General features: G+C 40.2%; 11 protein-coding genes. All 11 read right to left on the reverse strand.

What is annotated here, in order from left to right:
* The coding region (locus tag LHW48_08630; GenBank protein ID MCB5260516.1) for a hypothetical protein at window positions 1-202 on the reverse strand (202 nt) is incomplete at its 3' end.
* Window positions 203-316: 114 nt separating this feature from the next.
* Complete coding sequence (locus tag LHW48_08635) at window positions 317-982, reverse strand: class II aldolase/adducin family protein (protein ID MCB5260517.1); 666 nt, start codon at window positions 980-982, stop codon at window positions 317-319.
* Window positions 983-2515: an AMP-binding protein gene (locus LHW48_08640; GenBank protein ID MCB5260518.1), complete on the reverse strand. Its 1533-nt coding sequence runs from the start codon at window positions 2513-2515 to the stop codon at window positions 983-985.
* An 11-nt stretch (window positions 2516-2526) separates the two neighbouring features.
* A complete protein-coding gene (locus tag LHW48_08645) occupies window positions 2527-3165 on the reverse strand; it encodes a hypothetical protein (protein MCB5260519.1) in 639 nt (212 codons plus the stop codon).
* Complete coding sequence (locus LHW48_08650; GenBank protein ID MCB5260520.1) at window positions 3162-3986, reverse strand: hypothetical protein; 825 nt, start codon at window positions 3984-3986, stop codon at window positions 3162-3164. The genes LHW48_08645 and LHW48_08650 overlap by 4 nt, the downstream gene beginning before the upstream one ends.
* Window positions 3986-4681, reverse strand: a complete 696-nt coding sequence (locus LHW48_08655; GenBank protein ID MCB5260521.1) for a hypothetical protein — start codon at window positions 4679-4681, stop codon at window positions 3986-3988. Before LHW48_08655 ends, LHW48_08650 begins: the two co-directional genes overlap by 1 nt.
* Window positions 4678-5772: a hypothetical protein gene (locus LHW48_08660; protein ID MCB5260522.1), complete on the reverse strand. Its 1095-nt coding sequence runs from the start codon at window positions 5770-5772 to the stop codon at window positions 4678-4680. Before LHW48_08660 ends, LHW48_08655 begins: the two co-directional genes overlap by 4 nt.
* Window positions 5773-5892: 120 nt before the next feature.
* On the reverse strand, window positions 5893-6690 hold the full coding sequence (locus tag LHW48_08665; GenBank protein ID MCB5260523.1) for a hypothetical protein: 798 nt from the start codon (window positions 6688-6690) through the stop codon (window positions 5893-5895).
* A gap of 11 nt (window positions 6691-6701) precedes the next feature.
* Window positions 6702-9968: an ATP-binding cassette domain-containing protein gene (locus tag LHW48_08670; protein ID MCB5260524.1), complete on the reverse strand. Its 3267-nt coding sequence runs from the start codon at window positions 9966-9968 to the stop codon at window positions 6702-6704.
* A gap of 136 nt (window positions 9969-10104) precedes the next feature.
* On the reverse strand, window positions 10105-11421 hold the full coding sequence (locus LHW48_08675; GenBank protein ID MCB5260525.1) for an LPP20 family lipoprotein: 1317 nt from the start codon (window positions 11419-11421) through the stop codon (window positions 10105-10107).
* Window positions 11418-12659: a CsgG/HfaB family protein gene (locus LHW48_08680; protein MCB5260526.1), complete on the reverse strand. Its 1242-nt coding sequence runs from the start codon at window positions 12657-12659 to the stop codon at window positions 11418-11420. The genes LHW48_08675 and LHW48_08680 overlap by 4 nt, the downstream gene beginning before the upstream one ends.
* Window positions 12660-13314 lie beyond the last annotated feature (655 nt).

Genomic DNA, 13314 nt, shown 5'->3' on the forward strand with positions numbered 1-13314 from the left:
GGGCTTTGATGTAATCCCGAGCACCATCCAGGCTGTTGGACTTTGTATCCAGAGCCATAAGGTTGTCCATCACTTCCAAGGCATCGTTTAGATGATAAACCCTGTCTTGGGCAGCCAGAGCCCTGCAGATGTCACTCGTACGGTCAGCCAGGATCACCACAAGCTTGTAGTATCTGGGTTTCAAGCGAGTCTTATAAGCCATTGCAATCCTTCGTACTGCACTCGTCTTTCCCTCATGATGTCCTCATGGCATGAGGAGATAATGAGGGAAGATTGAGCGAACTCCATCAGAGAGAGCAAGGGGGGCAGAGTGAGTTTACTTTAAGTTCCAGAGTAGGATTTTTGCCGCTTTTGTAACTATTTCCAGATAGTCCAAAGCTTCATCGAGTTCGTTGGCAAAGGCTAGAATTCCATGACCAGACCAGATAAGTGCCTTCTGGTTTTTAAGAGCTTTTATACTTGCTGTACAGAGTGCTAAGGAGCCCGGCGCTGCTCTAGGGACAAGAGCCACGCCTTCAGGTAGATACAGTGGTAATTCCGGCAGAGATTCACATAACTTGGCATTTAGGGATGCGCTATCTTTTGCTAGGGTAAGATTGGACAGAGCAATAATCTCTGCGGGATGAGTATGGAGGATTATTTTGAAGCGATCGTTTTGCATTTGTAAACAGCGATGGCTAATCCACTCGCTAGTAGGCAAAGCATTTTGGGGAAAGAATGTATCTTCAGTTTGAGAACATGCAACTAACATGAGGTTTTCGCAAGGAGAGAGAGCAGTTTGGCGATAGCGACTACCGGTGCGGGAAACGATATACCATTTTAGCTCGGTATGCATACACTGCATTACCAAATCACTCACATCCATGCTGATGTTACCTGCATTAGCTTCTGCCCAGCCGTAGCTATGAATTAGCCGGGAAATCTCGGCAATGTGTTGCAATGCATTCTGAAAGATAGGGTGTTTGAGATTGTTTATATGCATTTAATCTCTTTTTTTGTTACTTTTATTGCGAATAATTGTTTCTACTTCGCGGAAGTTCACTTTACCGCTTGCCATCATGGGAATATCTTCAATTACGTAAAACTGTTTAGGAATGGCAATAGAGGGCAATTCTTTTTTGAGTTGTTTTAGTACCTTATGCATATCGAAATCGCCATTTGCTACAGCGGCAACCACATCTGCTCCTTTGGTGGGATTGGGTACATCTACCACGCAGCAGATGACATCGTCTGGTAAAAGCTCACTAAGGTGTTCTTCAACTTTTACCAGCGATACCATTTCACCGCCCACTTTCACAAAGCGTTTTAGGCGTCCTTTGTGATATAGATAGCCATCTTCATCCATCAATCCGATATCTCCGGTATCGTACCAACCATTACGGATTCTCAAGGAGGTTTGTTCCAAATCGTGGAGATAACCCTCCATTACCAAATCTCCTTTAACCAGTATTTTGCCTTCTTTGTTGGGACCTAAAATTTTATCTGTGTGAATATCCAATATACGCACCTGCGTATTGGGTATGGGTTTTCCGATTGACCCGGGTTTATGAGAGCCGGGATAGCATGTAGCAATAACGGGGCTGGTTTCGGTGGTGCCATATCCTTCAAGGACGGTAAGATTGTGCTTTCTAAGAAATCCTTCATATACCTTATCGGGGAGCTTATCGGCACCGGCAATGGCTATATTTACCGAAGCAAAATCACCGGGTTGAGATTTTTGCAGATAGCCGTAGAAAAAGGCGGGAGTAGCGGCGATGAAGGTAACCTTGTAATCTCGGATATAATCGCATACAGTACGATATTCAAGCGGATTGGGATAAGTGAGCATGCTGGCGCCGATAGTTATGGGCAGCCAGAAATCTACAGTAAGGCCAAAAACATGAAACATAGGCAGAATAGAGGCAAAAACGTCATTTTCATTAAGCGGAATCATGGTGGGGAAGGCGTTAACATTATGAAGGATATTACGATGCGAGAGTTGCACAGCTTTAGGTTCTTTCTCGCTTCCGCTGGTGAAAAGGATAACCGATATTTCCGAAACATCTCCATTGTGTACCTGGTTTTTTAAAATTGAGAATGGAAGTTTGGATTTGAAGGCAGCTATCAATTTGGCAGGCAGAGTAACCCGAGATAGGATGTCTTCCACAAAGATCATGTGATCTATAGGTTCCAAACCAAGCTTCTCCAATAGTTTTCTACTGGTGATAACTGTTTTGAACTGGCATTTATCGCGCGCATAGATGCAATTGTCGATTGCACCTGTGGCATAGTTTATCATAACCGGGATCTTTCCCTTCATTAAAGTACCCAGTATGGTAAGCATTGCTCCAACACCGGTTGGCAATAGAATGCCGATGTATTTCCCGCGAATTTTGCCGATGTGTTCAGTTAGAATCAAGCTGGCAATTAGCATCTTAGAATATGTGTAGTCTTGCATGGTAGCTTTATCGTACACAGCTATTCGGTTGGGAAATCTTTTGGCAGTTTGAATAAAACGTTGATGTAATTGTAGCATATTGAATAACCTCATTTAATAATATGTAGCCAGTCTCTTAACAAGAATTCCAATCTCCCAATCAACAGAGAGATTCTTGCCATAACTGTATAGCCAAAGGTAGCACCGAAACTTACCATCAAAAACCAGATACCAATTTTGGATGGAACTCTTAGCAATCCCTCCTGTTTTTTGCTGAAGTAGAAGAAATAAACTCCGGTAATAGTGCCAATTATGAGTAGAAAATTGCCAATAACTCCTGCGGTAGATGAAGCGGCAAAGGGATTAATCATTGTGGCGGAAACCTGCTCTAAGATGTCACTTTTCATATAACGCAACAAAGATATTCCGGCAGTTGTACCAATCATTATTGCCATAGGGTATCTGCTTAACCACTGGGTTTTGGGATGCAATCGCATCAGCATCAAGATGCCCAAAAAGGCGGGGATTAGCAAGATGGCGTTTCCCGAAAAATCTTGGATCAACTTGGTAAACAAATTGGGCAGCATAATGGAATATATTATATAAACCAGCCAGTATGCCGCAGAAAGTCCTACAAATACCTGTTCGGCAAATTTATAGAAAGGGTTGTCCTTGTATAGAAAGCTAAAGATGCTGATGGTGAAGAATGCTGCAAGCCAGATTCCGAGAATGTTCATAAACTGAATCATTTTTTCTTCCTCCCACGCGTTCTGTATGCTTTAACGTTGCCTACTGCAATGAAGACCAGAATGAGCAAATGTGCAATAGACTGGGCATCCATCTTAGTGGTTGCAGTACCCAATCTGCCAATTAAGCTCTCATACTCGCTGGCGGCCTTTAATCCACCCAAAAGACCGTATAACTGTCGTTGTTCATTTACGTAAGGGAAAAAGCCGGGGGCACTAATAGCAGTACATCCTCCGGTAACGGGGACCCCATAGTTATCTCGAGCTACCATCATCCATTCTTTAATGCCCGGAACTCCACTGGAGAGAGAACTAATCCAGGCAATATCCTTCAATCGTTTAACGTTTTGAAGCATGGGAATATCATCATACAAGATGTTTTGATTGTCGCTAGGAAACACTTCCTTAAGGTTGCGTCCCATAGCTTGAACGGTTACCATACCCCCAACTTTATAACCGAGATTTACAAAGTCTGCTCCGCGCTTTTTATCCGGATAGTTTTCCAAGACTGTAGTAAATGCTTGTTCTGCCATTTGTACGCCCATAGGCCATAAGGCGGTGGCGATCACACGTTGATTCTTCATAAAGGCATGTTCAATCATCGCCTCTGCCATCGGTTGCAGTTCAGTCATGGTGGAAGGATCGTAATCGAAAGAGATAATCACTACCTTGTCTGCAGGAGTGGTATCAATCAAATTGTAAGCCATACGAGTATATTCGGATACTTCGGTTGTCCATCCAATAGGGAAGATGAGCGGTAGGGCAACGGCAATAAACAGGATGGTGAAGATGATTCTGCGTTCTGCAACAACTGAGAGTTTCATCAATCACCTCCCAAATAGCTGCGTTCTATGCCTAAAATTATGCGTAATGAGCTTCCCACAATACCAAGACCAGCAGAGATGAGTATTGCTCTCTGCGCAGCAGAATTGGGATACTCCATGATGAAATCTGCCAAGTTTGGGATATGCCAGAATTGTAAGGATTCTGGCAGCCAACCAGTTAACATAGTGCCAATGCTTGTGCGCCCAATGATAACGATAACTGCAGTAATCATTAGCAAGTTAGATTCGAAGCCCCGGATTATAAAAGCACGGTATGCTGCAGAAGCAATAAAGAATGCTAAAAGCGAAAAAAGAGTGGCAGAAAGAGGCATGTATGCATGATTAAAGAGATAATCGAATGGTTTCATACCCAATTTGTTAACAATTTCTTCGCCAGTTCCCAATAAACCCGGTGTTTCTTGCATGCCCCACAAAATTCCGAAACTAAGCATAAGGGCAAAGCTGATGAGCCCGGCTAGGTAGTATTGCCAATCCGGTAAGCGATTAGCTATTTTATATGAATTCATGCGAATCAGGCTAATTTGCCCTAGAAGGATAGCAAAACCGGAAATTATCATGAACCAGTTCTCTAAAGTAGAGACAATCAGATTGAAGGGTCGGTGGGGGATAAATTCGGAAAGTAATACTATTACGCCGACAACGAAAGCAAAGATAAGCGGTATGGATCTTTTCACGAGGCAGCTCCGGATAAAAAGTCTTTGAGGAATGAGATGCCAATAATCTCGAAGATAACTCCGAAAACGATTAGTAAGATTACCAGCAGCTTGCCAAAATCGTGTCCTTTTAGGCTTCCCATTTGTTGGGGATCTTTGGAAAGATATGCCGAAGCCGCAAAGAGTTCTTCACCAATTAAAGTGTAATCGCAACTAACCACAAAGAATGGTAACTGATGAGCTTGAGCAGTGCCAGCAGTTTGGATGGCTCCGGTACTAAAGCCAGTTTCAGCTAAGATTAGGGATTCGGCATAGAACGAGCCCATAAAGAAATTTGCAGCGGGTTTTTCACGCAGCATAATACCGTCTATACCGGCAACAAATCCAAATTGATCGTCAGTAAGATAGAATATATTATCGGCTTTATAAGCATCGGGGCGACCGGCTTTGATGTATGCTTCTTTTACCACTTCTCGAGCGGCAGAAAGTACCATAGAGAAGCGGCAGGGGACAAATAAATCTGTATCGTATTCTGCGCTGCGCTCGGCAAGATGGCTGAGGATTGTAAGGCTGGCAATAGTTTGTATGTCATCCAGATCACTAATGCCTGGCACAAAAAGGATGGGTCTTCCTTTCTCAGTGGCGCGTCCAATCGCTTCTTCCATGCTATCCAAGCCCGCAATACGGCGAATATAATACTCTTTTCCTCGTTTTGCCTTTTGAATGTAGTAAACAATGGCAAAACAAACAACCAACAAAAGGATCAAAAAAGCTAACTTATGTAAATAGAACCATTGTTCTTTGGTTTTTGCTTCGGCTTGAAGGACTATATTGTCATCCAAAAAATCAGCTTGCAGGCGGTAGATATATTCTTGTTGTGGTTCTAAACCGTTATCCCGAAAGCTACCCTGAAACTCAGTTGATTTATGTATAGTTTCAAAAATGTCGCCATCAATTTGACGTTGCAAAGTTACTGTTTTTGTCATGGGGCTAAGCTTCCAATTGAGGTTTATGGATTTTCCGTCGTCCCATGGAGTGTCTATTGCAGTAAAGTTGTTTGCCGTTAGGCAGGAGATAAATAGTAAAAGAATAAAAACCAGTGTGGATCTCATTCACATTCTCCTTATAGCATATTTTGGGATGAATTATGTAACTGAGGCATCAAACACAGAATCCCAAAGACAAACTATCAGCTTATCTTTGGGATTTCTGAGTGTATTATCACGCAAATATCAATCTTGAAATGCTGTTTTAATGGCATCCGTTTTTGCTAGAATTTCACCGATTTGTTCTTTGGTGTAGGTAGAATTGTTATCGCTGTCCAAAATTGCTTTTAGTTCTTGGGTTAGGGCAACCGCTTTAGTGAAGGCTTCTTGTTCCAAAATGTGGGGAGTGTCTATTTGTTGGAGGTTGTTCACAAGGTGGTTAAATGTTCCTTTTTGAACCAAAACAGATGTGCGTTCAACGCTATAATCTTGGTTAATTAACCAGGCTATGCGGTTTGCAGCTTCAATCCAGCCGCCCATCAACATTAGAGTGTAATTATCAAAATTTTCGCTTTCCCACAACTTTTTTTCTACATCTGCTTTATGGGCGTCTAAAGTTATATCGAGGTTATCCCAATCTTCTGCTTCTATCATGCGCTTCATGTCGTCGCCAAGTTTATTTACTTCGGATTCTAGACCCAGTAATCCGGTTAAGTTCATCATTTGGGCAGAGATATCGTTCAGTTTGCTCTTGTTTCTGCCTTTAGCAGCTAAAACGGCATCGGCGGTTAATAAGCCCAAAGAGAATGCGTTACGAATTTCATCCTGTTCGGCTTTGTAAATAGTGGCGGGTACAGCAGCAGAAATGTCTTTCACTTGCACTTGGTCTAATGTGCTATAAACTTCTTTAAATGAAGGCAGGGGAGCGAAAGTTGTTATCTGAGATGTTGTTTCCTGATCTGGTAAAGTATCTGCTTTTTTCTTGCAGGATAGTGAGAATAACATCAGGATTAGCACTATTGCTACGATCAAACGATTTTTCATGATCTAACTCCTTATTCTTTAAAATCAAATTTTAGTTTTGCCCAAGTAATCAAGTTCAGTACCAAGACATACAACATAATAATAATTGAGTTGAATGTCCATGTTCGGTATTCCCAATTACCTAGTAACTTAAAACTGGAAAGAAACTCGTTTCTTTTTGTATTATGAACTTTACCGTCCATCATACTAACGGCAGAGTTCAAATAGTTATTTAAGGTTTTATTAGGGTCCCATTTCTTGGCAACACGAACTTTTTTATAATACATTTCGGAACGCTTTGCCTGAAACTCTTCATAGTTTATGGTAGCATTCCTGTAACTTTGCAAATATGTCAATTCCTTTTTTTGAATGGATGCCAAAGCTCTGTGGAATCTTGTGTTTTTGGCATAACTGGTAGCCAGCCCCTCAAAAAGCCAGCGCGAGGGAATTAATTGTACAATCTCGGGAACAGGATGTTTATCGTATAGTTTAAGGTTTTTATTCATGCGCTCAAACTCAATTACTGCTCCCCCAAAGATAATTTGCGGAATAAGAATTAGAGGTAATAGATTGATTATTGCCCGATTTTCTTTTATTAAAGATGAAGTTAACAAACCCAAAGAGTTACCCACCAGAGCTGCCAAAAAGAAATAGGAAACACTAATGAAGCCTAAGCCTCTAATATCTAATACTCTTGCGGCAATAACATGATACAAAAAAGCTTGAACAAATCCAAAAAGAGATAAGGTAAGCACTTTGGAAATCTGATAACTGCTCATTTTAAGATTCATCAAGCGTTCTCTGAGAATTATCTTGCGCTCGCTAAATATTTCTTCAATCGAATTAGACATGCCCAAGAATATGAATGCAATAATGGAGACGAAGATGTAGATGAAAATATTGTTATTATCATTATAGCTGTAGCTTCCGCTGGTATTGTGTCTTAGTATAAATGATATTATCAAGCTTAATAAAGGTGCTTCAATAAAGGTAATGAGGTTATTGCTTTTGTTTCTTATCTTCATGCGAAAACTGCGAGAGATAAAAGCACCTAAGCTAATGAAATATGAGCGGAGTCCCAAACGTTTTCTTAAGCGTCTGAACCCAATTCCTCGAGAGAGTGAATCCGGTGCTTCGCCCTGGATTAGTTCATACAGCATCTTACGTTTGAACTTGTCGCGCCAGTAATCCGGCGGGAATTTTCGTTTGGCTTGCACCTGTTTTTTCGTTTGTTCATAAACCGGTTCACCACGTTGATTATATTCCGGATACGTTATGATATCGTAGAAATAATCTGATGTCATAAGATGGCGTTTTTTTTCTATCTCTGCTTTGCGATTGCTTATCTGACTCAACTCTTCATCAAAATAGGGAAAGCTTTCAACCGGGGTTCCGTAAAAGGCTAACTTGCCACCCATATCCATCATTAAAACACGGTCAAACCTGCGGTAAATGCTGCTATTTGGCTGATGAATCGTAACCACTACAATTTTACCTTGTTGACAGAGGTAGCTCAAGATGTCGATGATTTGTTCGGCATCATTAAAGGATAAGCCACTAGTGGGTTCATCGCAGATTATTATTGTAGGTTCAAATAATAGTTCCAGGGCTATATTGAGGCGTTTACGTTCTCCTCCGCTGAGGTTTTTGGTTTTAAAATCTCCCACTATTGTGTCTTTATGGTGGCTAAGACTTACCTGATTGAGGATGTTGTTTACTTTTTGTTTTAGCAATGTAGTCTGAATATGTGGCATTCGCAGGCGAATTCGGTACCATAAGTTCTCATATACGCTAAGATTGGGATATAGTAAGTCATCTTGAGGCACGTATGCCATGTGTTCCAGAAAATAATTGATATTGGAATAAAGATTTTTGCCGTCGATGCTAATCTTTCCATAAGTAGGAGTTATTTCAGATGAGAGAACCTTAGTAAGAGTAGATTTTCCACATCCGCTTTGTCCCATAATTGCTATCAGTTGGCCGCGTTGAGCTTCAAAAGAAACAGAATCTAAAGCAAGTTTGCCATCTGGAAAATAGTGTTTAACATCTATAACGCTCAAGGTTTCTATTTCGAAAGGAGTTTCTATCAGATCGTAAAGATTGTTTATTCTAAAGTTTCGTTTTCCGATGGTGAGGATATCCGAATTGAGGTTTATTGGTAGAGCTTCGCTTACCAGTTTACGGTTTACAAATATACTAAACCCCTTTTTTGGCGGCAAAACGTAGTAGTTACTATCACGTAATTCAATAACTGCTATGCTGTTATCCGCATCTTCCCGGCTAGTATTATAGTAACCTTTATCAAAACAAATATAGAGTTTCTTGGGGATGTAATCTTCCACTCCAATTATTGCTCGGTGTTCAATAACCATGCCCAAATGGAAGGGAGCATAGCCCCTAATTTGCAAAGTGTCGTCAAAGAACACCTCAAATCTTCTGCCATGAGACATCTCTTTGCCATTTAGAGCAACAGATCCGGAATGAACAATAAAACTATAAGTATTCTTGCTTTTATGGACGGTAAAATCGTATCCACTTTTGCGAAATACAATGTCATCTTCCTCATCTCGCAAGTTATAAATTCTTTCTAGGCAGTTGTAGGAATACTCTCGGTCTAACAAGCTAATACTGCAATCCTTGTTTAAGAGGATAATGTTGTTATTGCTTACGGGATTGCCATTTAGCCTTATATTGCTACCTGCGGCAACAGAAAGGAACAGATGCTTGTCGATGGCAAATAGAGCACATTCGTATGGGCTTAAGTGCTCATCTCTATATGCCACATCGGCCTCATCACCATAACCAAATACTACATAATCTGAAAACACAGAATACTTAATGTGGCTTAGATGATGTCTGCAAGAAATACTAACCGGGTTCATCTGTCTATGCTCAAAATGATCCATTAAAGGCAAGAATTGGTCGGCGGCAATATTGAGATTCTTGCTTAATTCCATTATCTCTGTTAGTTCCGAAATAGCAAAATCTTCTTCGGTTTTAGCCATAATTATCAGAGATTGGATAATTCGTATTTTATCGAAAAGAGATAAATGCCTATCCAAATAAACAAGCACTTCATTTATTTCGTAATCAGATTCTAGAATTTGTTTTACATAGGCCTCCCAAGAAACATCAACCTGCGAAAACAGATTTACCAACAATGAGTACAGGATATTTATCTCGTTATTGGAGATGTGTTCATCGCTTTTTAGAATGTGCACATAGAGTCGCGTTACCATATCAATGGTTCTTTTGAGGCGATCTTGGGCGTCCTTCTGAAAAACAGGAGCCTTTAACATGTATGCTCCGCCTTTGGTGTTTTTCTAAGCTTCAAATAGCGCTCCCTATATGGCTACAAGTTCTCATATCTGTTTATTGGTAAAATCTAATCCATGATTGTTGTGTCAAGCAAAAAGTGGGCTCTAATTTTACTGCTTATTCTATCACGTGTTTGTAAAGAAGTCTATACAAGAGGCTTTCACCCATCAACTTCGCTGCATCGCTTTCTGCATTGCGTTCGGCTGTTTCTCGAGATTTGGCTGCGCTTTTCAATCCCGAATGATCTATATAGTTTAATGTAGCCCCGCTTTGAGGGTCAATTAAACTCAAGCGGATATTTGTATTTGCAGTATATTGCTTCAGATTGTTTATATAGTTTCCTTCTCTAGCTTCCACTCGTATTTGAAGTAGGAAATCTGCATCAGCCAATTTTTGTGCAAGGTCAACATTCAGATTTGCCAAATATCCAATTAGAGATTCTCGATAACCGCCTTGAAAGGCAGAAAGATAAGCGTAATCTAAAAATACTGAGGGGCGAGAAACTTCCAATGATAGCCAAACTGTATCGAAAATGAGATTTTGCCACACTTTTCGGGCTGTTGGATTTGTAATCATGTCCATATAATATTGCTTACAAATACTTAAGCCTATCGGTTGAATGGCTTCAAAACTATCAATACAGGGTAAAGTAAAGCTAAATTTACCTTCTTTATCGCTAAATATCGGATTTGTAAAATCTAGATATTCAGAATTTGCGGACATGGGCATATTGATAAGAGGGTTTTGTGAAGGCAATTCAAATACATTGCCTTCTAGAACAATATTTTTCTTGAGCTTAGCTTTCACCTTTTGGCTGTCGTTTTGCCAAGCATAGCTTATGCTTAATGGCAACTTGTGCAATCTGGAATAGATATCTGAGACGATGTTCCCCTTGGTGCCGGCCAAATCCATATCCGCATATTCAGATATTGTATCTAAGGCTAAAAGTAAGAGAGGAATGGCTACGGCGGGTTTGTGAATATTGGTATCGTATTGAACAAGCAAATCGTGTGCAGTGGCAACGGCTATATCTCTCTGCCTTTCCCTTTGAGCATAATACTCAGCCTTATTTACCCGATATAATACATAATATATGTTTTTGCTTTTATAACTCATAGTAGGAGTAAGATTCTTGATTTGTGCGCTGCTGGAACTGCGAATCTGGGCGATGTATTCACTACCGGATATGCCCATAATCTCAGTTTGAGTAAGCTTAATCTGCGTATCTATGGTAGTGCTGATCTGCATCGCTATTTCATTTGCTGCCAGCTCTTGTGCTCGTTCCCGATAATCCGGTAGTGTAGTAGGCACTTTGATTAGGGCACTAAAATATAAAGGGTCGTGGACTATACTATTAGTCCATTCGGGCACACTTTGGTTTGAAGAACACGCCCCTAAAAGGAGGAACACTAATGCTAAATAGCAATATTTCATTCAAGATACCCAATAAGATGTTCAACAATTTCGGTGCTTAGCATTTCTAAGACCATATTAGTCATTTCCGAAGCAGAAGGCGCCAGTATTTCTTCCTTGCTAATTAGTTTTTTCTGTTCAGTAGTTAATGCTCGCTCATCTCCACCAAGCTTGGTGCCCCAACTTTCCTGAAACTTATAGGAAGGATTAAAGCTATTGTGGGAAAGTATCTTACCTGTAGATACATCAACCAAAGTATAAGAAGCCAATATCTGCAAGCTTGCAGTTTTAGTGTATTTTGTAATGCTGCAGCTAATATCAATTTCTTCATCTTTTTCGCTATCTGCTACTACAGAAGTTTCGGTTATGCTTGTTTGGACTGTGCGTGGTTCATTGTAAGAAATCTGCAATATCTTTCCCGTCAGGATAGAATTAGCCCCTAAGAGATGACCGATGTTTGCCGCACTGTTTTCATCTATCATGCCCGATACACCAAGTTGTTGCTCTTTCATTAGCACATCTATACGGTCTCGAGTAATGAATTCCGTATACTCTAAAGCGTTATTTTGCTGTAAAAGATTACTTATAATAAGATCGCTGAGTATGTTGGTAAGAGCACCATAGGAACGATTGTTGCCCGATATGTCTTCAAAAGGTAAAATTGCTATGCGCATTACAGCTTTTTGCCTTGCAGCTTGGTATCTTTGTGCACTATCAAGATAGTTAGGAACAAAACTCATGGCTTTTTTAAACAGTTTCGCCGCTTCTTGCTGGCTTTCTTTATCGATACTAATACGGCTTTGATGAAGGGCTTTATGGTAATACAAATCCGCTGCCAATTCACTAGCTTCTGCAATTTCCGCACTGACATCCATTACGTCAAAACGAATTGCTAAGCCATTTTCGGGATTGATGAGAGGAAACAATGCTTCCACAGCTTTGTTTAGCTTGTTGAGGGCATTATACTCTAAGTGTATTTTTTCCCATTTGTAATCATCATTGCTTTCTTTGAGCCTGTTTACACGCTCTAAACGTGATAATACCGCTTGAGGGTAAGCTTGCTTTAGGCTTGTTTGAGCTTTTAGGTAATCCGGTTTAAGCTTGAGAGATTCGATGGCAAAATAGGCGGCAGATTCGTACTTGCCTTGTTTAATCATGCTTTCTGCTTGAGACTGGAACCTTTTATTGCGTGCACAGGCAAACATAGCAATCAATATCCCTAGAACTAATAGCCATTTATAGCAAGTAGTGAAAGTCATAAAACCTCATCAATAATCTAAACCTCAAGAGATATTTTTTATAAGATAACGCATCTGATACAGCATTGGACTTGTCAAGCAAGAAATTGCATTCCAATATCTCGAAGCTGAAATTTTATTGTCCGCAATGCTTCTATATATTTGTACTCAAAATAGTATTATAACCTGCAGAAAGTTGTATCGTATGTCCTTTCATGCGAGGAGTATATCAACCTCTAATCTCCTAATAGTGTAAATACGGATTTACGATTAGACAAGATAATTCTGCAAGGATAGTATTGCCTTTATTCCCATTGTTTCGTGTTATTCAAAAGATAGGTTCAGGTTACCATCATCGGGTAAAACGGGATGATGGCAGCATGAACCTTAGAGAGAATTAACCTAAAGGGTTAAGCAAACAATTAGAAATTAAAAATTAAGGTTTGAGTTTGATAATCTTAATAGCTTTCTTACTAACGCTATCACGGGCAAAATGCATTCCGGCACTAGGCTTTTGTCCGTTTTGGTTCTTTCCATCCCAATAATACTTTTGCTCAAATAAATGGATGCTTCTAACCTTCTGCCCCAATATGTGTCAAAGCCAAAGCATGGAATTTAATGTTTGAAAGAGCCAATGTAGAGGTATTATTCTGAACTCGCACCAGTAATCACAGAA

It is taken from the genome of Candidatus Cloacimonadota bacterium, assembly GCA_020532355.1.
Lineage (GTDB): Bacteria > Cloacimonadota > Cloacimonadia > Cloacimonadales > Cloacimonadaceae > UBA5456.

Bases quoted from the DNA above. Each gene is read 5' to 3' on its own strand.
- LHW48_08645 (MCB5260519.1), bottom strand. From the start codon at position 3,165: ATGATTCAGTTTATGAACATTCTCGGAATCTGGCTTGCAGCATTCTTC.
- LHW48_08660 (MCB5260522.1), bottom strand. From the start codon at position 5,772: ATGAGATCCACACTGGTTTTTATTCTTTTACTATTTATCTCCTGCCTA.
- LHW48_08635 (MCB5260517.1), bottom strand. From the start codon at position 982: ATGCATATAAACAATCTCAAACACCCTATCTTTCAGAATGCATTGCAA.
- LHW48_08650 (MCB5260520.1), bottom strand. From the start codon at position 3,986: ATGAAACTCTCAGTTGTTGCAGAACGCAGAATCATCTTCACCATCCTG.
- LHW48_08675 (MCB5260525.1), bottom strand. From the start codon at position 11,421: ATGAAATATTGCTATTTAGCATTAGTGTTCCTCCTTTTAGGGGCGTGT.
- LHW48_08640 (MCB5260518.1), bottom strand. From the start codon at position 2,515: ATGCTACAATTACATCAACGTTTTATTCAAACTGCCAAAAGATTTCCC.
- LHW48_08680 (MCB5260526.1), bottom strand. From the start codon at position 12,659: ATGACTTTCACTACTTGCTATAAATGGCTATTAGTTCTAGGGATATTG.
- LHW48_08670 (MCB5260524.1), bottom strand. From the start codon at position 9,968: ATGTTAAAGGCTCCTGTTTTTCAGAAGGACGCCCAAGATCGCCTCAAA.
- LHW48_08665 (MCB5260523.1), bottom strand. From the start codon at position 6,690: ATGAAAAATCGTTTGATCGTAGCAATAGTGCTAATCCTGATGTTATTC.